General features: G+C 44.3%; 18 protein-coding genes and 2 pseudogenes. 18 read left to right on the forward strand and 2 right to left on the reverse strand.

The window, feature by feature from the left end; genetic code table 11:
• Window positions 1–21 precede the first annotated feature (21 nt).
• The 4 genes and pseudogenes from PSI22_RS10385 (at window position 22) to PSI22_RS21485 (ending at window position 4088) form a co-directional block, all read left to right on the forward strand.
• Window positions 22–1218, forward strand: coding sequence for an acyl-CoA dehydrogenase family protein (locus PSI22_RS10385; RefSeq protein ID WP_273579681.1), 1197 nt, complete (start codon window positions 22–24; stop codon window positions 1216–1218).
• Between the two features lie 21 nt (window positions 1219–1239).
• Window positions 1240–2211 (forward strand): methionyl-tRNA formyltransferase, encoded by a 972-nt coding sequence (locus tag PSI22_RS10390; RefSeq protein WP_273579682.1) that lies wholly within the window; start codon window positions 1240–1242, stop codon window positions 2209–2211.
• Between the two features lie 895 nt (window positions 2212–3106).
• A pseudogene (locus PSI22_RS10395) lies at window positions 3107–3829 on the forward strand (integrase core domain-containing protein); the annotation flags it as partial.
• A gap of 103 nt (window positions 3830–3932) precedes the next feature.
• Window positions 3933–4088: an IS3 family transposase gene (locus PSI22_RS21485; protein WP_370689020.1), complete on the forward strand. Its 156-nt coding sequence runs from the start codon at window positions 3933–3935 to the stop codon at window positions 4086–4088.
• Window positions 4089–4663: 575 nt separating this feature from the next.
• On the opposite strand, the gene PSI22_RS10405 is transcribed toward PSI22_RS21485, so the two are convergent.
• Entirely contained in the window at window positions 4664–4798 is a 135-nt protein-coding gene (locus tag PSI22_RS10405) for a hypothetical protein (RefSeq protein WP_273579683.1), read from the reverse strand.
• An 82-nt stretch (window positions 4799–4880) separates the two neighbouring features.
• On the opposite strand from PSI22_RS10405, the pseudogene PSI22_RS10410 reads away from it, so the two are divergent.
• Window positions 4881–5576, forward strand: a pseudogene (locus PSI22_RS10410) (IS6 family transposase).
• Window positions 5577–5921: 345 nt separating this feature from the next.
• On the opposite strand, the gene hpaR reads toward PSI22_RS10410, so the two are convergent.
• Window positions 5922–6368, reverse strand: coding sequence for a homoprotocatechuate degradation operon regulator HpaR (gene hpaR / locus PSI22_RS10415; RefSeq protein WP_273579684.1), 447 nt, complete (start codon window positions 6366–6368; stop codon window positions 5922–5924).
• Window positions 6369–6755: 387 nt separating this feature from the next.
• On the opposite strand from hpaR, the gene PSI22_RS10420 reads away from it, so the two are divergent.
• The 13 genes from PSI22_RS10420 (at window position 6756) to hpaB (ending at window position 20876) form a co-directional block, all read left to right on the forward strand.
• Window positions 6756–7433, forward strand: a complete 678-nt coding sequence (locus PSI22_RS10420; protein WP_273579685.1) for a fumarylacetoacetate hydrolase family protein — start codon at window positions 6756–6758, stop codon at window positions 7431–7433.
• Window positions 7430–8194 carry a fumarylacetoacetate hydrolase family protein gene (locus PSI22_RS10425; protein WP_273579686.1) on the forward strand — a complete coding sequence of 255 codons (765 nt, stop codon included), beginning with the start codon at window positions 7430–7432 and terminating at the stop codon, window positions 8192–8194. The genes PSI22_RS10420 and PSI22_RS10425 overlap by 4 nt, the downstream gene beginning before the upstream one ends.
• Window positions 8191–9657 carry a 5-carboxymethyl-2-hydroxymuconate semialdehyde dehydrogenase gene (gene hpaE, locus PSI22_RS10430; RefSeq protein WP_273579687.1) on the forward strand — a complete coding sequence of 489 codons (1467 nt, stop codon included), beginning with the start codon at window positions 8191–8193 and terminating at the stop codon, window positions 9655–9657. The genes PSI22_RS10425 and hpaE overlap by 4 nt, the downstream gene beginning before the upstream one ends.
• A 51-nt stretch (window positions 9658–9708) precedes the next feature.
• Window positions 9709–10599, forward strand: a complete 891-nt coding sequence (gene hpaD, locus PSI22_RS10435) for a 3,4-dihydroxyphenylacetate 2,3-dioxygenase (RefSeq protein ID WP_273579688.1) — start codon at window positions 9709–9711, stop codon at window positions 10597–10599.
• Between the two features lie 12 nt (window positions 10600–10611).
• Window positions 10612–11001: a 5-carboxymethyl-2-hydroxymuconate Delta-isomerase gene (locus PSI22_RS10440; RefSeq protein WP_238125218.1), complete on the forward strand. Its 390-nt coding sequence runs from the start codon at window positions 10612–10614 to the stop codon at window positions 10999–11001.
• A gap of 78 nt (window positions 11002–11079) precedes the next feature.
• Window positions 11080–12564: an NAD-dependent succinate-semialdehyde dehydrogenase gene (locus PSI22_RS10445; RefSeq protein ID WP_273579689.1), complete on the forward strand. Its 1485-nt coding sequence runs from the start codon at window positions 11080–11082 to the stop codon at window positions 12562–12564.
• 6 nt (window positions 12565–12570) lie between these two features.
• Window positions 12571–13383 carry a 2-oxo-hept-4-ene-1,7-dioate hydratase gene (hpaH, locus tag PSI22_RS10450; protein WP_038214297.1) on the forward strand — a complete coding sequence of 271 codons (813 nt, stop codon included), beginning with the start codon at window positions 12571–12573 and terminating at the stop codon, window positions 13381–13383.
• A 29-nt stretch (window positions 13384–13412) separates the two neighbouring features.
• The gene (gene hpaI / locus PSI22_RS10455; RefSeq protein ID WP_273579690.1) at window positions 13413–14219 is read left to right on the forward strand and encodes a 4-hydroxy-2-oxoheptanedioate aldolase; all 807 of its coding nucleotides are present in this window, start codon (window positions 13413–13415) and stop codon (window positions 14217–14219) included.
• Window positions 14220–14361: 142 nt separating this feature from the next.
• Window positions 14362–15729 (forward strand): 4-hydroxyphenylacetate permease, encoded by a 1368-nt coding sequence (gene hpaX / locus PSI22_RS10460; protein ID WP_273579691.1) that lies wholly within the window; start codon window positions 14362–14364, stop codon window positions 15727–15729.
• Window positions 15729–16634 (forward strand): 4-hydroxyphenylacetate catabolism regulatory protein HpaA, encoded by a 906-nt coding sequence (hpaA, locus tag PSI22_RS10465; protein WP_273579692.1) that lies wholly within the window; start codon window positions 15729–15731, stop codon window positions 16632–16634. Before hpaX ends, hpaA begins: the two co-directional genes overlap by 1 nt.
• A 709-nt stretch (window positions 16635–17343) precedes the next feature.
• Window positions 17344–18081 (forward strand): class I SAM-dependent DNA methyltransferase, encoded by a 738-nt coding sequence (locus PSI22_RS10470; protein ID WP_273579693.1) that lies wholly within the window; start codon window positions 17344–17346, stop codon window positions 18079–18081.
• Between the two features lie 182 nt (window positions 18082–18263).
• Window positions 18264–19010 (forward strand): class I SAM-dependent methyltransferase, encoded by a 747-nt coding sequence (locus PSI22_RS10475; RefSeq protein WP_273579694.1) that lies wholly within the window; start codon window positions 18264–18266, stop codon window positions 19008–19010.
• Between the two features lie 303 nt (window positions 19011–19313).
• Entirely contained in the window at window positions 19314–20876 is a 1563-nt protein-coding gene (gene hpaB / locus PSI22_RS10480) for a 4-hydroxyphenylacetate 3-monooxygenase, oxygenase component (protein ID WP_273579695.1), read from the forward strand.
• Window positions 20877–20897: the final 21 nt, after the last annotated feature.

Here is a 20897-nt window from a genome sequence, read left to right on the forward strand (position 1 = left end):
TAATAAAACAAGGAAATGAAAATGGAAAATATGGGGCTTATGTCTAATTACAATGAAGTTATTCCAAATAATGCAGAAGATATTATTAATAAGGCTAAGAGTATTGTTCCGATATTAAAAGAGAATTCCGAAAAAATTGAAAATAACAGGAAACTTACTCAAAATATCATTGACCTTTTAAGAAACACAGGTGTTTTTCGCGCAGCAATGCCTAAAGAATGGGGGGGACCTGAGTTGACATCTATTCAGCAGACACAACTCATAGAGATTCTTGCCACAGGTGATGTTTCTGCGGCTTGGTGCAGTATGATTGGTATGGATTCTGGGATATATTCTGGTTTTTTACCTCCCGATATCGCACGCTCTTTATATCCTCATCTTGATATGGCTAATTCAGGATGGATTCATCCACAGGGGCGTGCTGAACGTGTTGACGGAGGATATGTTGTCAGTGGTAATTGGAGATTTGGTAGCGGGATAACTCACTGTGATGTACTAATATGCGGTGTATTAGTCTACTGTAATGGAGCACTAGAAAAAGATCCGATTACCGGAGAAGAACAACACTGGCGTATTATGGTTGCAAAACCAGAGCAATTTAACATTATAGACACTTGGTACACAACTGGACTAGCTGGTAGTGGTAGTTTAGATTACTCGGTTGAAAAGCTTTTTGTGCCTAAAAAACACAGCTTTTCATTTTCACAGCCATACCGTCTAGGACCTCTCTATAATTCACCTGATACCATCCTTCGAAAGATGGCAGGAATTCCTTTAGGAATGGCTCGTTCTTGCTTGGATTATGTGCGGGATCAAGTGCAAAATCGTGTTGATCGTGAAACTAACACACCTTGGATTACAGATTTTCGTATTCAATCCGCCATCGCCCGTGCCGAAATGGAACTTGCCGCTGCACGAGCATCAGTCTATACCAGTCTTGAAAAACAGTGGCAAAATATTTTGGAAGGTGATGAATCTGCTTCAGATTATCGCGTTGTGACTGCTTTGGCTCGTTATAATGCCTTTCAGACAGCTCGTAATATCGTACAATCTATGTACAATTTGCTTGGTGGTAGTTCAGTTTATCGGAAATCTCCTCTTGATCGCTGGCTTCGTGACGCACAGACGATGTGTCAACATGCAGTAGCACAAGATGCTATTTTACAGCTAGCTGGAAATGTTTTGGTCGGCGGTAAATCAACTAATATTTTCTTTTGATTTTTAAATCTGAGTATTGTTATGTCTAAAAAAACTAAAATAGTACTATTCACTGAGATTAATTCAAAACTAGGATCTCCGTTTCTAAGAATATTGTCAGCACACCCAATGATTGAGTTGCTAATGGTTATAACTTCGCCTCCAAATAAGGAATGTGACTATTTTATTAATGATAGCCATTCTGTAAATATAGAAAAGGAAGCTATATCATTGGGGGTGACAATTAAACGACCAGAAAAGGTAAATTCGCCAGAAACTATAATATCAATAAAAGAAGTTAATCCAGATTATTTTATTGTTGCTAATTTCCAACAGTTATTAACTAGAGAGCTACTGGATATTCCTAATGCTATGCCTATTAATTTTCATCCAAGTCCTTTACCTCGTTATGCAGGATTGGCACCATTCTATTGGATGATAAAAAATGGTGAAACTAAAACATCCATTAGTGCTATTAAAATGGATGAAGGGCTTGATACGGGTGATATAATTATGCAACGCTCTATTCACTTTTCAGAAAAAGAAACTTGCATTGGTTTGAGAACCTTTCAGGAAGATCAAAATGTTTTAATGTTATTAGATTTGATACCTCTTATGGTAAATAATAATTTTTCTTATAAACCCCAAAATATGCAAAACCGTAGTTACTTTGGTCGTCCAAAATCCTCTGATTATCATCTGAATTTCCAGCTTGAGGCTCAGGTATTAGAAAGACATATAAGAGCAGCATATCGTCACCCAGGTGCGTATTTTTTAACAAAAAAAAATCTAAAGATTGTAGTGCTTTCAGCTAATGTTACTAATATCCCGTCAAACATCGAAGAATCTGGTGAAATTAGATATTCTAAAGGAAAAATTTTTGTTGCAACAAAAGATTTTTGGCTTCAGCTACTAACTATTGATATGGATGGAGTAGAGGTGCCAGCATCGTTATTAATTAATAAAGAAAAAACAGATAACCGCACCAATATACTTGAAAATATACATATTTAATGGAGTGTGATATATTAAATTTTAAATAATACATTAATCATCTATAATTACAATGATAACAATCTAGTGTTATTAAAACCATGTAACTAATATAAGAAAAATTAATATTTTCATTATTATTGAAATAATGTTGAAGAGAGAGGTATTATAGAGACGTGCTAATTAAATTGTACCTCTCAACATAAATACTCTTATAGTACCCTGCAGTTTGAGATGGTTGTTATCAAATTATTTACATAAAAAGACGCGGCGATTCATAATATTATAAAATAAAATCAAAATATTACTATGTTACAGTATGCCTCAGGCTACAAATTTTGTGTCTGCCATGAGCTTTATAAAGTCAGTCGTGTCTAGAGAAAACGAGATTCGATTGCAATGTCTTTATATTACAAGAAGCATTGGCCAATTTGGAGGGTAATATAGTGAAATTACAATAGGTATACATTACGTCTATTTAGTAGAAATAAAATAGATGATTATTCAGGATGTAAGACATGGATTTATTTATTTTAAACGTGTTTTACCCATCAATAGTTAAAAATTTATCAATTGAAGCTTAATTACTAAATCATATACAGTATATGAATGCATCTCGTTTGCAAGATACAAGTTATTGATTCGGAAATTCTCACTGAAAAAAAATTATATGTATTTTACATAGCGTTACAGAAGAAAATAAAAAAACTTTCGCACTATTTGAAACTATCTTGACCAGTATAGGAAAAATACTTCATTTGAAATTTCAAATAATAAAAATATATTGTATTTTATGTCCGTTCATCGAAAATTGCAGAAATCTGATGGCGGGATATACAAATATTACCATTGATGACAGAGTCATAACTATTACAGGCAGAGCCGTGATCCGCTTAAACGACCCAACCGATCATTGGTCAGTGAAAGCAGTTATCACTATAAGCCCCGTTTGTCTGCCGAAAATGAGCAGATTTCGGCGTGGTTACTGAATATTACGGGACAATAGCGTAATTGGGGATTTGGGCTTTGCTACTTGTATTTACGCAATGTGAAAAGGTTTCTTTGGAACCATAAACGGGTTTACCGAATTTATTGTGAACTGGCTCTGAATAAAACGCATTAAACCCAAGAAACAGTTGAAACGCGAACAACCTGAACCTTTGAAAGTGCCTGATGTACCTAATAAAAGTGGGTCAATGGATTTTATGCATGATTAGTTGTCAGATGGCCGTTCGGTGCGTTTGCTCAATATTATTGATGATTTTAATCGCGAAGCGCTCACTATTGAGGTTGATTTTTCATTGCCCAGTTGTCGTGTAATACGAACATTGGAGCACCTGATGGAGTGGTGGGGAAAACCTGCTTCAATACGTTGTGACACCAGCCATGAATTTCAGGCATCGGCGAAGGCGCATGAGATAGTGTTGAATTTTATCCAACCCGGAAAGCCTCAACAGAATGCCTATATTGAGCGTTATAATCGAACGATTCGTTATAACTGGCTGGGACACTATTTATTTGCTTCCTTGAGTGAATTACAAGACTCTGCAACAAAATGGCAGTGGTTTTATAATCATGAAAGCCCAATATGGCATTAGGTGGCTATACACCAAAGCAACATATATTACGTGTTGCTTAAATTCTACTTTTAACCTCCATGAAAAATGGGAGGATTACCCTTTGCCCTGATAGTCCATCACATCACTACAGTTTAAAACAGGATTGGTTATTCAAAACACATCATGAAAATACATGAGGAGATGAAAAAAGATGTGTTGGATTATCTACATTACTACAATTTAACACGATTACACATGGCCAATGATTATTTAACGTCCGTGGAATATACAATGGTTTTAAAAAAAGTGTCCGTTTTTTTGAGCAGAAAATTGTTCTAAACAGGCTCATCTGAAGACGCTGACTCGCCGTTATTTTGCTAAGAAAGCCGTGGAAATAATACCGGAAATAAAAAATGAATACAGCGGTTACTTTGGAAAGATTTAAGTGCTGAACAGGAGATAAATTTTTTGGTGAACTGACTCAATATCACCCCGAAAAATTCGGGGTGAAAAAACACCGAATAAGTTATTCAAGGGAATACCAACGTGTTTACTTCCAGATTAACGATGTTGCACTTATATCATAGTAATTATGGTGGTTAACTTATTAGTCGAATCCAGCATCTATTATCTATTATCTATTATCTATTATCTATTATCTATTATCTATTATCTATTATCTATTATCTATTATCTATTATGAAATATTAATTCAACATCTCAAACATATTTATTAAACGTCGCAGCGGCGACAGGTATCACTATTTAAAATAATAATACCGCTGACAACAATATAAAAATAATTATTCAAATCCACCTATATTTATTATTTCCAACCTCATTCAATAAAACCACGTCCGGTAATTAATCATTCCCGGACGTTTTTTATCAACACATCCTTATATTACAAAATATTACTCACGACCAGTCCCCATACCCCAGCTCTGCGCCTGCTGCTGTAATTGCCACAATTCATGATATAAGCCTTGTCTGTCGATCAGTTCGCTATGCGTTCCTTCTTCAACAATATCGCCCTGATCCATCACCACAATTTTATCTGCATATTGTATGGTTCTGTCGCATTAAGCGGTCATCAGGTAAGCTCCCCTGTTTTTGAGCGAGTCCAGAGCGATGTCCCTTATCCGAAAAGCGTTCAAACGTCTGCACTATCCTGTTGATATTATCGCCCAGTGTGTTCGCGGGTATCTGGCCTACGCGCTGAGCCTGCGTAATCTCGAGGAAATGCTCGTTGAGCGGGGGATAACCGTCGATCATTCCACGCTTTCCCGCTGGGTTCATCGTCTGATCCCGTTGATGGTCAAACGTTATCGGCGGAGTCAGCCTGCGGCTGGGCGTCGGTGGCGAATGGACGAAACCTATATCAAAATCAAAGGTCAATGGTGTTACCTTTACCGTGCTGTGGATTCAGATAGCAATACGGTTGATTTTTTGTTGACAGCCCATCGGGATTAGGAGGCCGCCTTGCGTTTCTTTAAGAAAGCAATACGCCAGCATGGACAACCCGACGGGGTGACGATGGATAAAAGTGGCGCCAATAAAGCCGCAGTGGACGAGTTAAACAAGGAAAAAACAAAGGATAACGACATCATTATCCGGCAGAATAAGTATCTTAATAACCTGATTGAACAGGATCACCGCAACGTCAAACGGCGGACACGTCCTATGCTGGGATTCAAAAACTTCAGACGGGCTCAGACCGTGTTGGCCAGGATTGAATGGGTCAGCCTGTTGCGCAAAGGACAATACCGACAAAAAGAAGGGTGTCCGATTTCACCGGCAGCCTTTTTCTATCAATTAACTGAGTAAAAATCAATCACCTTATCTGCACTCGTACTTTCTTTATTAATGCGACAGAACCATCTTGATGGGGATAAATCCGATATGTGAGGTTTTTTATTATTAATTCTAAAAACGTGTATAAATATGTCCGATAAACCCATTAAAGAAATACCAACAAAAATCTTAACACTTCAATTTTTCTACTTATAACCTTTTCCTTATTTGAGCTATTTCAGACTCAATTTTTCTACCCGGAATAGAAAAGCCGCCGCAATAAACTGCTCAAAACATACAAACAGTTCATTCCGGCGGCTTTTATTCCACCACTTAATAAATCACTTAATTAATATATTAATGCAGCACAGCTACCGACTACTCATTCTCTGTCTCTATATCTTCCTGAGAGGGATTTCCGATGGAAATAAATTCATCCAGCAACGCTAAAAGCTGGGCCAATTTTGCTGGAGAAAAAGCATCCTCAATCGCCTTATAACCATCATTAATCTGCCCTTTAGCCTGTTCGTAAAGCTCCTGACCAGCCGGTGTCAGGGAAACATACAGCTTACGCTGATCGTTCATTGGCTTTAGGCGGAAGATAAGACCATCACGTTCCATACGCGTTAGAATGCCCGTCAAGCTTGGGCGCAAGATGCAGGTGAGACAAGCTAAATCATGAAAATCAATCGAACGGCTACTCGCAAGTACGCGAATAATACGCCATTGTTGCTCAGTCAAGTTATAGCTTTTCAAAATAGGACGGAAAAAACCCATTGCGGTTTCCCGTGCTTGAAGCAATGCAATTGTCAGGGATTCATGCATAAGTAAAGGTGACTCTTAAGTTAACCACTAGTCATTCTCTATAAACTGAACGCGTACGCCACTCATTATAGACAACATAAACATCAAAAAGACTAACATGCTCATAATTATCTACAAAGGGAAAAGAATTCAACATTAACAAATAAATAAAATTATTTTGCCAAAGAAAAGTTAAAAATAAGTTAAACTCAATGTCAAATGACCTCATAAATTAAGATAACAATTTGATCTTTCTGTGGTAAAAACAATCAATACCAGAATGGTGTTACATAGATCACAATTAAAATTAACAATTATATTAACATGTTGAACATTGACGGCAGTTGATTTATTAATATATTAACAAACAATCTTGCGATACGTCGTTCAGGTTTCAAGGAGTTGTTAATGAAAGGCACTGTTTTTGCCGTCGCCCTCAACCACCGCAGTCAACTCGATTTCTGGCATGAGGCATTTGACGAGCTACCTTATAAAACACCACCAAAAACTCCAATTTGGTTTATTAAACCCCGCAATACGGTGATTGGCTCCGGTGATATTATTCCTCATCCCATCGGGGAGACAGTACAAAGCGGTGCAACGCTGGCACTGCTGATTGGCAAAACCGCCCGTAAAGTTTCTCTTCAGGATGCAGAGCAATATATCGCGGGTTATGCATTGGCCAATGAGGTCAGCCTGCCAGAAACTTCGTTTTATCGTCCTGCTATCAAAGCAAAATGCCGGGATGGGTTTTGTCCAATAGGCCAGATAGTCACAACAAAATCAGTGAATTCACTCGAAATCATCACTGAAATCAACGGTCAGGAAGTTGATCGCTGGTCAACCCGCGATCTTGTGCGTTCTGCTCCAGCACTCCTGGCGGCATTAAGTGATTTTGCCACGTTAAACGAAGGCGATGTCATCCTGCTCGGCACTCCCCATCAGCGCATTACGCTTCGCCCTAACGACAACGTCACGGTCAAAGCTGAAGGTTTCCCTGAGTTGGAAAACACCGTGGTTTTGGAAGACATCACGTTGAAAGATAGCGTTTTGGAAGGAAGGGCGCAGGCAGGAGGTCAACCATGAGACAAGCCAGAATTCGTTATCAGAATCAAGAAATGAATGTCATCGTCGATGAACAGGAAAATGTCCTGCTGTCTGATGGATGCGTCGTCAGCGGACACGATGTTTTGTGGCTCCCTCCTGCCAATGGCACCCTGTTCGCATTGGGGCTGAATTATGCCGATCACGCCACGGAGCTGGAATTTAAGCCACCGGAAGAGCCGCTGATCTTCATCAAGGCTGCCAATAGCCTAACCGGCCATCGTCAAGTTTCCGTCCGGCCGGACAATGTGGAATACATGCATTATGAAGCGGAGTTGGTTGTTGTGATTGGCAAGCCAGCCCGCAACGTTTCCAGAGAACAGGCTATGGATTATGTCGCGGGTTATACCGTCTGTAATGACTACGCCATCCGTGATTATCTGGAAAATTATTACCGCCCCAATCTGCGCGTGAAAAGCCGCGATACGCTCACTCCGATAGGCCCGTGGATCGTGGATAAAAATGCAATAGCCGATCCCCATAACCTGATATTGAGCACCTGGGTCAATGGGGAATTACGTCAACGCGGCACAACGGCAGATCTGATCTTTGATATTCCCTTCCTGATTGCCTACCTGAGCAGTTTTATGACACTACAGCCGGGAGACATGATTGCCACAGGAACGCCGAAAGGGCTGTCAGATGTTGTGCCGGGTGATGAAGTGATTGTGTCAGTCGAAGGTGTCGGGCGTCTGGTGAATCACATTATCAGCCAGCAAGAATATGAGGAGAACCTGTCATGACCACCATTAATCATTGGATCAACGGCAAGAACGTTGCCAGCCAAACCTATTTTGAAACCACCAATCCCGCCACTGGCGAAGTGCTGGCGCAAGTAGCATCCGGTGGGCAGGCAGAGATTGATCAGGCTGTTGCAGCGGCAAAAGACGCTTTTCCCAAGTGGGCGGATACGCCAATGAAAGAACGCGCCCGCCTGATGCGCCGTTTAGGGGAATTGATCGACCAGAATGTGCCCGATATTGCCGCGATGGAAACCAAGGATACTGGCCTGCCCATCCACCAGACGCAAAATGTGCTGATCCCGCGCGCTTCCCATAATTTCGATTTCTTCGCTGAAATTTGCCAGCAGATGAATGGGCATACTTATCCGGTTGATGACAAGATGCTCAACTATACGCTGATCCAGCCTGTCGGGGTTTGCGCACTGATTTCGCCGTGGAATGTGCCTTTCATGACCGCAACATGGAAAGTGGCACCGTGTCTGGCGCTGGGCAATACTGCCGTGCTGAAGATGTCTGAACTTTCCCCATTGACCGCCAACCGTCTGGGCGAACTGGCGCTGGAAGCGGGTATTCCGGCCGGCGTGCTGAATGTGGTGCAGGGATATGGCAATACCGCAGGCGATGCGCTGGTAAAACACCATGATGTGCGGGCGATCTCGTTTACGGGAGGAACCGCAACTGGCCGCCGGATTATGCAGAGTGCAGGTCTGAAAAAATATTCGATGGAGCTGGGTGGCAAATCCCCCGTTCTGATCTTTGAAGATGCGGATATTGAACGTGCGCTGGATTCAGCGCTGTTCACGATTTTCTCCCTCAATGGCGAACGCTGCACCGCAGGTTCCCGTATTTTCATTCAGGAAAGTATCTACCCCGAATTTGTTAAGCGCTTTGCTGAACGCGCCAATCGCCTGCGTGTAGGCGATCCACAAGATCCGAATACTCAGGTCGGCAGCTTAATCAGTCAGTCGCACTGGGAAAAAGTCTCCGGCTATATCCGTCTCGGTATTGAAGAGGGAGCAACGCTGCTGGCTGGCGGCCCTGATAAGCCCGCCGATCTGCCTGAACATCTGAAAAATGGCAACTTCCTGCGGCCAACCGTGCTGGCCGATGTGGATAACCGGATGCGCGTGGCACAGGAAGAGATCTTCGGCCCCGTTGCTTGTCTGCTGCCTTTTAAAAGTGAAGAGGACGGCCTGCGCATGGCCAATGATGTGGAATACGGTCTGGCGTCTTATATCTGGACGCAGGATGTCAGCAAAGTCCTGCGTCTGGCGCGTAGCATTGAGGCTGGCATGGTATTCGTCAATACCCAGAATGTTCGCGATTTACGCCAGCCATTCGGCGGTGTGAAAGCCTCCGGTACAGGGCGCGAAGGCGGGGAATACAGTTTTGAAGTCTTTGCCGAAGTGAAAAACGTCTGTATCTCAATGGGAGATCATCCCATTCCTCGTTGGGGAGTGTAATTAATCCCAGCGTTAACCACGGTTCATCGTCCTGATATCAAGTGAGGATTTATGGGAAAGTTAGCGTTAGCCGCGAAAATTACACATGTACCCTCGATGTATTTGTCCGAAATGCCGGGCAAACATCATGGCTGCCGACAGGGAGCAATTGACGGGCACAAAGAGATCAGCCGCCGTTGCCATGAAATGGGCGTCGATACGATCATCGTGTTCGATACCCACTGGCTGGTCAACAGTGCCTATCATATCAACTGTGCCGGGCATTTCTCCGGCATTTATACCAGCAATGAGTTACCGCATTTTATTCGCGATATGACTTATGAATATGACGGCAATCCTGAACTCGGCCGGATGATTGCGGAAGAAGCCCGCCAAATGGGAGTTCGCGCTCAATCACATGAAATCTCCAGTCTGAAATTGGAATACGGCACACTGGTTCCCATGCGTTATATGAACAGTGACCATCATTTCAAAGTGATTTCGATTTCTGCCTTTTGTACCGTTCATGCCTTTGAAGACAGCCGCAAGCTGGGAGAAGCCGTGTTGCGGGCGATTGAAAAATATGATGGCACGGTAGCAGTGCTGGCCAGCGGCTCGATGTCGCACAGTTTCATTGATGATCAACGCGCCGAAGAAGGAATGAACAGTTATACCCGTGAGTTTGATGAACAGATGGATCGCCGCGTGGTACAGCTTTGGAAGGCCGGTCAGTTCAAGGAATTCTGCAAAATGCTGCCGGAGTATGCGCAATATTGCCGCGGTGAAGGCAATATGCACGACACGGTGATGTTGCTCGGCCTGCTCGGTTGGGACAAATACGACGGTAAGGTGGAATTTCTCACCGAATTGTTCGCCAGTTCAGGAACCGGGCAAGTGAACGCCGTTTTCCCGCTATCCGATGATGCGGTTAATGAACAAACCACCGAAAAAATCAGAGCCTGACAGGAGCAGACCATGCCACATTTTTACGCTGAATGTACCGAAAATATCCGTGAAGCCGCCAGATTACCGGCGCTGTTTGCCAACGTGAATCAGGCGTTGGCCGATACGGGGATTTTCCCGCTGGGCGGCATCCGTAGCCGCGCTATTTGGCTGGATACATGGCAAATGGCGGATGGTGAACAAGATTACGCCTTTGTCCACATGACGCTGAAAATCGGTGCCGGGCGCAGCCTTGAAGATCGTCAGCAAGTCGGCGAAATGCTATTTACGTTAATCAAGGCACACTTTGCTGATTTGATGGCACAGCGTTATCTTGGTCTCTCTTTCACAATGGAAGAACTTGATCCGATACTGAATTATAAATCGAATAACGTGCATCAGCTGTTTAAATCAAAAGATTAACCCCAGCGAATGGCATAATTCAGCACAATATAATTCAACACAATAAAGTTCACCTTTTTGCTTAATGAAGAGAAAACCATGACAAATCATCTCGATACATTACTTTTGCGCCAACAGGCTTATATCAATGGTCAATGGGTTGATGCGCATAATAAAACGACTTTTGCCGTTACCAATCCCGCCAATGGCGAAGTCATTGCCAATGTCAGTGATATGGGTTCCGCAGAGACGCAGCAAGCCATTGAAGCCGCCCAAAATGCCCTTCCCGCATGGCGAGCATTGACTGCCAAGCAGCGCAGCCAAAAGCTCAAGCAATGGTTCCAGCTAATCATGGATAACCAAAAAGCATTGGCGGAACTGCTGAGTGCTGAACAGGGAAAACCCCATGCAGAAGCGATGGGAGAAATTGCCTATGGTGCCAGTTTTATCGAATGGTTTGCGGAAGAAGGTAAACGCATTTATGGCGAAACTATCCCATCACCGATGCCGGGTCGTCGTCTCGCGACCATCAAACAGCCGATTGGCGTTGTCGCCGCAATTACGCCGTGGAATTTCCCCAATGCCATGATCACTCGTAAGGTTGGCCCGGCACTGGCCGCAGGTTGTACGGTTGTACTGAAACCTGCCGCAGAAACTCCGCTATCTGCGCTGGCATTGGCCGTACTGGCTGAACAGGCAGGCATTCCGGCGGGTGTCCTGAATATTGTCACTGGTATAGATGCCAAAGCGATTGGCGAAACACTGACTTCAAGCCCTATCGTGCGCAAGCTCTCTTTTACTGGCTCTACCCGCGTTGGCAAGTTACTGATGGCGCAAAGTGCCGATACCGTCAAGAAACTTTCCCTTGAACTGGGCGGCAATGCGCCTTTTATTGTTTTTGATGATGCAGATCTTGATGCTGCTGTGGAAGGCGCGATGGCGACGAAATTCCGCAACAGTGGGCAGACTTGTGTCTGTGCCAACCGGATTCTGGTACAAGAAAGCGTCTATGATGCGTTTGCTGAACGTCTGGTTCATGCCGTCAAGCAACTTCGCGTTGGGCCAGCCCATAGCGATGCATCACAACCTGCGTCACAACAAGGACCGCTGATTAATCAGGCTGCCGTGGAAAAAATACAGGCGCATATCAGCGATGCGGTTTCCAACGGCGCACGCATTCTGGCCGGCGGCAAATCCCACGCATTGGGCGGGTTGTTCTTTGAACCCACCGTGCTGGCCGATGTGGATGGTTCAATGCGGGTCAGCCATGAAGAAACCTTCGGCCCACTGGCACCGCTGTTCAAATTCCGCGATGAAGAAGAAGCCATTCGCCTCGCCAACGATACAGAATTTGGCCTCGCGGCTTATTTCTATTCCCGCGACATTGGCCGGATTTACCGGGTTGCAGAAGCACTGGAAAGCGGCATGGTCGGCATCAATGAAGGTTTGATTTCCAACGAAGTGGCTCCGTTTGGGGGCATAAAACAGTCTGGTCTGGGGCGTGAGGGTTCACGCTACGGGATCGACGATTATCTCGAAGTGAAATACCTCTGTTTTGGGGGATTGGGCGCTAAAGGAGCTTAATACGCTATGCAACAGCAGCTACAGCAAGAAGTCGTATCACAGGTTGCACGCCGTTTACATCAGGCAGAAAAAAACCGAGAGCAGATCCGGCAGATTTCACTGGATTACCCAGAAATAACGATTGAAGACGCCTACGCCATTCAGCGTGAGTGGGTCAATCTGAAAATCGCGGAAGGCCGAGTGCTCAAAGGGCATAAAATCGGCCTGACATCCAGAGCCATGCAAGTCAGTTCACAAATTGAGGAACCGGACTATGGCGCATTACTGGATGATATGTTTTTTCAGGACGGTAGTGATATTCCCTGCGAACGCTTTATTGTGCCGCGCATTGAGGTAGAGCTGGCCTTCGTGCTGGCAAAACCTCTTCGTGGCCCAAACTGTACGCTGTTTGATGTCTATAACGCGACAGATTACATCATTCCGGCGCTGGAGTTGATCGATGCCCGCTGTCACAACATCGATCCTGAAACCCAGCGCCCGCGTAAGGTGTTCGATACGATTTCTGATAATGCCGCCAATGCCGGTGTCATCATGGGCGGGCGTCCCATCAGGCCGGATGAGCTGGATCTGCGCTGGGTCAGCGCCCTGCTCTATCGCAATGGGGTAATTGAAGAATCCGGCGTAGCCGCAGCGGTACTTAACCATCCCGCCAATGGTGTCGCATGGTTAGCCAATAAACTGGCTCCGCATGGTGTTCAGCTTGAAGCAGGTCAGATCATTCTTGGCGGCTCCTTTACCCGCCCGGTGCCTGCCCGCAAAGGTGATACTTTTCATGTGGATTACGGTGCAATGGGTTCAATCAGCTGCCACTTTGTTTAAAGCCGGACGTTAAGTTTGAAGGTAAGTTTATGGATCTGTTAACCAATAGATTTAAGCAAGCCCTGAAAGCAGGGCATCCACAAATCGGTTTATGGCTTGGCCTGTGCAGTTCATACAGCGCGGAAATTCTGGCAGGGGCAGGGTTCGACTGGCTGCTGATTGATGGCGAACACGCGCCCAATCATATCCCCTCAATCCTGACCCAGTTGCAGGCGATTGCGCCCTATCCAAGCCAGCCGGTTGTTCGTTCACCGTGGAACGATCCGGTGCTTATTAAGCAACTTCTCGATATCGGCGCACAGACGTTGCTGGTGCCGATGATTCAGAACGCAGAGCAAGCCCGCGAAGCCGTGCGTGCGACCCGCTATCCGCCCGCTGGCATTCGGGGCGTAGGCAGTGCACTGGCCAGGGCTTCCCGCTGGAATCGTATTCCCGATTATCTGGTTCGCGCCAACGATGAAATCTGTGTTTTGGTACAAGTGGAAACTCGCGAAGCCCTGCGCAATCTGCCGGAAATTCTGACCGTTGAAGGTGTCGATGGCGTATTTATTGGCCCTGCCGATCTCAGTGCGGATATGGGCTATTCCGGTAACCCTCAGCACCCTGAAGTCAAAGCAGCCATTGAGCAGGCTATCTGTCAGATAGCGGCATCAGACAAAGCCGCAGGGATTTTGATGACCCATGTCGAAACGGCGGAACACTACCTTAATCTGGGCGCACGGTTTGTTGCCGTCGGGGTCGATACAACATTGCTGGCAACAGCAGCTAACTCGCTGGTAGCGCGCTTCGGCAAAAAACAGGAGAAGATAACCCCGCCTTCATTGAGCACTTATTAAATCATTCTGATTACTGATAACACCACAATCGGTATTCCTACATGGCAGATGTCAATCGCCGCATCTGCCAACGCAGTGACAGTTTTCATGCCAGTTTCCATAAAAACGCGACACGCATCGTATAATAAAAAAGGTAACGACAATGAGCAGCCCACCTGAAGCCATACAAGAGCCAGAGAACCCGGATTACCCACCTCAAAAACTCACCGACCGGCAGCAAAACGTCATCAATAAATTATTCCGACGCTTGATCCTGTTTTTATTTGTTCTATTTGTGTTTTCCTTTCTGGATCGCATCAATATCGGCTTTGCCGGTCTGACGATGGGAAAAGATCTCGGCCTGTCGTCTACGATGTTTGGACTGGCGGCTACCCTGTTTTACGCGACTTACGTGATTTTCGGCATTCCCAGTAACGTGATGCTCAGTATTGTCGGCGCCCGTCGCTGGATCGCCACCATTATGGTGCTGTGGGGGATCGCTTCTACTGCCACGATGTTTGCCACTGGCCCGACAAGCCTGTATATCCTGCGTATGCTGGTCGGCATTGCGGAAGCGGGTTTCCTGCCGGGGATTCTGGTCTACCTGACTTATTGGTTTCCCGCCTATTACCGCGCCCGCGCCAATGCCCTGTTTATGATCGCGATGCCGGTCACAATGGCGTTTGGCTCGCTGGCTTCCGGCTATATTCTGGAAATGGATGGCATCTGGGATCTGCGTGGCTGGCAATGGCTGTTTTTGCTGGAAGGTTTCCCTTCTGTTCTGCTCGGTTTTGTCGTCTGGTTCTATCTGGATGACTCACCGGAAAAAGCTAAATGGCTGACTCGTGAAGATAAACAGTGTCTTCAGGAGATGATGGAGCGCGATAAACTTTCGCAGATACAACCCAATGGCCCCGCCAGTTCCAAAACCAGCCTGTGGCGTGAAGTTTTAACCCCGATTATCCTGATGTATACCTTCGCTTATTTCTGCCTGACCAATACTCTGAGCGCCATTAATATCTGGACGCCGCAAATTATGCAGAGTTTCAATCAGGGGAGCAGTCACGTGATGATCGGCCTGCTGACTGCCATTCCCCAATTCTGCACTATCTTGGGAATGATTTACTGGAGCCGCCGCTCAGACCGCCTGCAAGAACGGAAAATGCACACTGCCCTGCCCTATCTGTTCGCAGCGGCAGGCTGGATTCTGACCTCACTGACTCACCACAGCATGGTGCAACTGCTGGGGATTATCATGGCTTCCACGGGATCATTTACGGCCATGGCGGTATTTTGGACTACGCCGGATCAATCCATCAGCCTGCGCGCTCGGGCCATTGGCATCGCCGTCATCAATGCCACGGGTAATGTGGGTTCTGCTGCCAGCCCGCTGTTGATCGGCTGGCTAAAAGATCAAACGGGCAGTTTCAACTCAGGCCTCTATTTCGTCGCCGGGTTGCTGATTATCGGGGCTTTGATGGTCTTATTTATCCCGATGAAACAAACGCAGCGCTCAGGAGATAACTATTGATGCCAGCCTCCAACACAAGCAAAGCCATTATTACCAATATTGATATCAGTAAAGACTATGATGAAACGCAGGGATCTGACGATGTGCATTATCAAACTTTTGGTCGCATGGCCGCGTTCTTTGGCCGTGATATGCAGGCGCATCGTCATGACGGTTTTTTTCAACTTCACTATCTGGTGACAGGGCGGATTGAGCTGCAATTGGATGAGCTACGCTATTCAGTACAAGCACCGCTGTTTATCCTGACGCCTCCTTCGGTTCCCCACGCCTTCTTTACGCAGGAAGATACCGATGGTTATGTCCTGACGGTACGTCAAGCATTGATTACGCCGCTGCTCAATTCGCTCTACCCCACCCATCGGGAACTGGTTGATATTCCGGCCATCTGCCTTTCTGTGGCTGATAAGCCCGATGAATTGGTGACATTCAATCACTATTGGGCGTTGATCGGGCGTGAATCCGCCAACCAATTCGCGGGACGTGAACAATCACTGGCATTTCTGGCGCAATCACTGTTTACCTTTCTGCTGCGCAGCATTCCCCTTGATGATCACCGCTCTGGCGGGGTAAGAGGAGAACTAAAACTGTTTCAGCGTTTTAACCAGTTGATTGATCAGCATTATCATCAGCACCTTGCTGTACCGGAATACGCGGAAAAACTGGGGATTACGGAATCTCGCCTCAAAGATATGTGTCGAAGGTTTGCCAACCGGCCACCCAAAAAATTGATTTTTGACCGACTGTTACGGGAAGCAAAACGGCTGCTGCTGTTTAGTGACAGCCCGGTGTTTGAAATTGCGTATCAGCTAGGGTTTAAAGATCCGGCTTATTTTACGCGTTTTTTTAATCGGTTGATGGGGTGTGCACCGAGTGTTTGGCGGGAGAAGAGCACGGGTGGGGGGTGAAAAACACCCTGCTTTTGCTTATACCGTATCGGTTATAATAACAAAATAAATTAATAAACATTTTCACCATTAATACACAAAAATATAAATATAAATATAAATATATAAATATATAAATATATAAATATATTTAACAACCATTCAGTTATTTAATGAAAATATATTTTTTATTTATAATTTAAATTATTATTAATAAAAAATACATTTCCGAGAAATAAAAATAAATAAAACTATTCCATTGAATAAAAATATCTTTCTGGTCAAAAAGGTCATCGAATATGTCAACACCAAAGTCAGGGCGGGATTTTAATTTGCTTAAAAATTAATCTTTAGAGCTTGCACGTAAAATATAATGTGATTTCTTGGATAAAATGGTGAAAATTTTACGTAGAGATACGTTTTTTGGCTATAAAAGAATCGATCTTAAAGTGGAATCCCGCCCTGGGGATTCACTCTTTGATCATCATGCCGTCATTTTAAATAAGTTATTAAACAAAAAATAAAAACCAAAAATCATTATCACCTCACCTAATATTTTTATTTTATAGTTGTTAATTTAATGGCAATCAACAAAAATAATTATATAAAATTCTTTATTAGCACTTTAACATATACAACTGAGAAACAATCATCAAATATTACATCAATACTAAATAACAAATCCCACAGAAAGAAATAACATCTTGAATGTAATTAAGGATAACAAATAATGACAGATAATATCTTATATAATCCTATTGCACATCTCTACGAAAATTTTTCAGACTCAAGTCCTCATATCGACGTGGAAATTCGGACTATCATGCATCTGGCAGGTGAAGTACAAGGAAAGTCCGTGTTGGATTTAGCATGTGGATATGGTCTTTTTAGTCGTAAATTCAAAAAACTTGGCGCTTCAAACATTATTGGTGTTGACATATCAGATAAAATGATACAAATAGCCAAAAATAAATCACGGCAATATCAAGATGATATAGAATTTCATATTAGGAATGTCTGCAAGATGGAATCATTTGGGAAATTTGATCTCATCGTTGCAGCCTGGCTATTTTGTCACGCCGAGTCATTTGAAGACCTTAAAACGATGTTCCGTGTTGTTGCCGACCATCTTAAACCTTCCGGCAAACTCATAGCTTATACATTCGAACCTGATTATCGGCTAGAAAAAGGGAACTATGAAAATTATTTCATAAAAGTTCTTAGTGAAGAACCCGTAAAAGATACAACGCTTTTGAAGGCTGAATTCATTACCACTCCTCCCAGCCCTTTTACAATGTATCGCTGGAGCCGCGAACAGTATGCTGCTGCAATCAATGAAGCGGGTTTAAAACATTTTGAATGGCATAAACCCATGTTGCAGGAACGTGATATTGAGAAGCAATCCCCGGGTTTTTGGGATGATTATCAACGTAACTGTCTTGATACAGCGCTTGTTTGTCAACTTTAACAAAATAATCCTCCGTAAAATTACGGGAGATTTTCTTATTATATTTAGCTTGCATAGCAAGCAACCAAATAGCCAAATTATTTAATAGAGATTTGGCTAATGAAAATAAAAGATTCTGTCTATAACCCTATTGCAGAGCATTATGTGAATCTACCTCCAATTATTAAAGAAAGGGCTCGATAATGGAAATAAAAGACACATCTTATGATCCTATTGCAGAACATTATAATAATTTTTCGGATGCAGCCCCTCAACGCACACTTGAAATGCGAACCATCCTGAATTTAGCTGGTGAAATACAAGGAAAATCAGTTTTAGATCTGGCCTGTGGCACTGGTTTTTTTACATTTAAATTTAAAAGGCTTGGTGCTTCAAAAGTTGTTGGTATAGACATATCAGAAAACATGATGGCAGTTGCCAGAAAAGAAGCGAAAAAATCCGGTGAAAACATAGAGTTTCACGCCAGAGATGTCAGTGCGATGGAAATGGAGTCATTCGGAAAATTCGATATCATTGTTGCAGGCTGGTTATTTTGCAATGCAGCTTCAATTGAAGAACTCGAAGCCATGTTTCGTGTCGTTGCAACTCACCTTAAACCTTCGGGTAAATTAGTATCTTATACAGTTGAACCAGACTTTCGATTGGATAATCATGACTACAGTAACTATCAGGTTAAGTTTATCAGCGAAACTCCGTGGAAAAGCGGGTTCCGCCATGAAGCGGAATTTATCACCAATCCTCCAAGCCCTCTTATTTTCTATTGCTGGAGTCATGAAGATTATGAAAATGCCGCCAATAAAGCGGGATTAAAACATTTTGAATGGCGAAAACCGATGATAATGGAAAGTGATATTGAGCGCTATCCTCCCGGATTCTGGGATAATCACCAGAACAATAGTTGGGAAGTTGGATTTATGTGTCAATTTTAATAAATATCCTCCATTAATTTTAAGAATAAATAAAACAGTCTGCCAATTAGACTGTTTTATTTAGTGACTGCTCCCCGCCCTATCGAGGGTTTACAGCGGATTTTGCTAAAACACAAAGGTGATCACACTTTCGTAACAAACTATCCACCCTCACCGAAAAGTACCAGCTAACCTTCCGAAAGTCTCTTCAAATGCAGCCAATTAATCGCTTCAATCAAGCAATGGAAGTAAACATAAAATTAACACTACGTCCCCATATGGATAACAAATCAAAACGGGGAATTTTCCACTTGTGAGGTAGCCATGAGACTAGAAGATTTGCGTGCCGATCATAAACGCCCGTTTACCAGCAAAGAGTACCTAAAATCGCTTCAGGATGGCCGGGAAATTTATATTTACGGCGAACGCGTCAAAGACGTCACGACACATCCCGCTTTCCGTAATGCCGCAGCCTCGATAGGTCAACTGTATGATGCCCTGCATGAGCCGGAAACCCACGATATACTCTGCTGGGATACCGATACCGGCAGTGGCGGCTATACCCACAAGTTCTTCCGCTTTGCAACCAGCCCGGATGAAATGCGCCAGCAGCGGGATGCCATTGCAGAATGGTCACGCCAAAGCTACGGCTGGATGGGACGCACACCTGACTATAAAGCGGCATTCTGCTGCGCATTAGGTGCTTATCCTGAATTTTACGGGCAGTTCGCGGATAACGCCCGCACATGGTATAAACGCATTCAGGAAAGCGGTATCTATTTCAATCATGCCATTGTGAACCCACCGATTGATCGACATAAGCCAGCCGATCAGGTTAAAGATGTTTTTATCCAGATAGAAAAAGAAACCGATGCCGGGATTATCGTCAGTGGTGCCAAAGTCGTCGCAACCAATTCGGCGCTCACTCACTATAACTTCATTGGTTTTGGTTCTGCACAAGTTATCGGCGATAACCCCGATTTCGCCTTGATGTTCGTCGCACCCATGGATGCCGACGGCGTGAAATTGATCTCGCGCGCTTCTTACGAATTGGTTGCCGGTGCCATGGGTTCACCTTTCGATTACCCCCTTTCCAGTCGGTTTGATGAAAATGACGCCATTCTGGTCATGGATAAAGTGTTAATTCCGTGGGAAAACGTGTTAATTTATCGCGATTTTGATCGCGCCCGCAATTGGGCTGTCCAAGGCGGCTTTGCCCGTCTATTCCCCATGCAAGCCTGTGTGCGTCTGGCGGTCAAACTGGACTTCATCACAGGATTGCTGCAAAAGAGCCTTGAATGTACTGGTGTGGTGGATTTCCGAGGTGTTCAGGCCGATCTGGGGGAAGTCGTGGCATGGCGCAATCTGTTCTGGTCACTGACGGATGCGATGTGGGCAGAAGCCAAACCGTGGGAAGGCGGCGCTTATCTGCCGGATACTCAGGCGATTCAGACTTATCGTGTCATGGCACCGATGGCTTATACCAAAATCAAGAACATCATTGAAAGCAATGTCACCAGCGGCTTGATTTATCTGCCATCCAGTGTGCGCGATATGAATAATCCTGAAATCAATAAGTATCTTGAGAAATATGTACGTGGCTCTAACGGTATTGACCATGTAGAGCGAATTAAAATTTTGAAATTAATGTGGGATGCCATTGGCAGCGAATTCGGCGGGCGCCATGAATTGTATGAAATCAATTATGCCGGCAGTCAGGATGAGATTCGCCTACAGTGCCTACGTCATGCCTATGGCTCCGGTAATATGAAGAAAATGACGGAATTGGTGGATCGCTGTCTTTCAGACTATGACGTGAATGGCTGGACAAAACCCCATTTACACAATAACCGTGATATTAACCTGTTAGATAAGCTGCTGAAATAAATCAGTAGCAGGAGGTCTATT

The sequence above is a fragment of the Xenorhabdus aichiensis genome (assembly GCF_028598775.1).
Classification (GTDB): Bacteria; Pseudomonadota; Gammaproteobacteria; order Enterobacterales; family Enterobacteriaceae; genus Xenorhabdus; species Xenorhabdus bovienii.

Bases quoted from the DNA above. Each gene is read 5' to 3' on its own strand.
- PSI22_RS10385 (WP_273579681.1), top strand. From the start codon at position 22: ATGGAAAATATGGGGCTTATGTCTAATTACAATGAAGTTATTCCAAAT.
- PSI22_RS10390 (WP_273579682.1), top strand. From the start codon at position 1,240: ATGTCTAAAAAAACTAAAATAGTACTATTCACTGAGATTAATTCAAAA.
- PSI22_RS21485 (WP_370689020.1), top strand. From the start codon at position 3,933: ATGAAAATACATGAGGAGATGAAAAAAGATGTGTTGGATTATCTACAT.
- hpaR (WP_273579684.1), bottom strand. From the start codon at position 6,368: ATGCATGAATCCCTGACAATTGCATTGCTTCAAGCACGGGAAACCGCA.
- PSI22_RS10420 (WP_273579685.1), top strand. From the start codon at position 6,756: ATGAAAGGCACTGTTTTTGCCGTCGCCCTCAACCACCGCAGTCAACTC.
- PSI22_RS10425 (WP_273579686.1), top strand. From the start codon at position 7,430: ATGAGACAAGCCAGAATTCGTTATCAGAATCAAGAAATGAATGTCATC.
- hpaE (WP_273579687.1), top strand. From the start codon at position 8,191: ATGACCACCATTAATCATTGGATCAACGGCAAGAACGTTGCCAGCCAA.
- hpaD (WP_273579688.1), top strand. From the start codon at position 9,709: ATGGGAAAGTTAGCGTTAGCCGCGAAAATTACACATGTACCCTCGATG.
- PSI22_RS10440 (WP_238125218.1), top strand. From the start codon at position 10,612: ATGCCACATTTTTACGCTGAATGTACCGAAAATATCCGTGAAGCCGCC.
- PSI22_RS10445 (WP_273579689.1), top strand. From the start codon at position 11,080: ATGACAAATCATCTCGATACATTACTTTTGCGCCAACAGGCTTATATC.
- hpaH (WP_038214297.1), top strand. From the start codon at position 12,571: ATGCAACAGCAGCTACAGCAAGAAGTCGTATCACAGGTTGCACGCCGT.
- hpaI (WP_273579690.1), top strand. From the start codon at position 13,413: ATGGATCTGTTAACCAATAGATTTAAGCAAGCCCTGAAAGCAGGGCAT.
- hpaX (WP_273579691.1), top strand. From the start codon at position 14,362: ATGAGCAGCCCACCTGAAGCCATACAAGAGCCAGAGAACCCGGATTAC.
- hpaA (WP_273579692.1), top strand. From the start codon at position 15,729: ATGCCAGCCTCCAACACAAGCAAAGCCATTATTACCAATATTGATATC.
- PSI22_RS10470 (WP_273579693.1), top strand. From the start codon at position 17,344: ATGACAGATAATATCTTATATAATCCTATTGCACATCTCTACGAAAAT.
- PSI22_RS10475 (WP_273579694.1), top strand. From the start codon at position 18,264: ATGGAAATAAAAGACACATCTTATGATCCTATTGCAGAACATTATAAT.
- hpaB (WP_273579695.1), top strand. From the start codon at position 19,314: ATGAGACTAGAAGATTTGCGTGCCGATCATAAACGCCCGTTTACCAGC.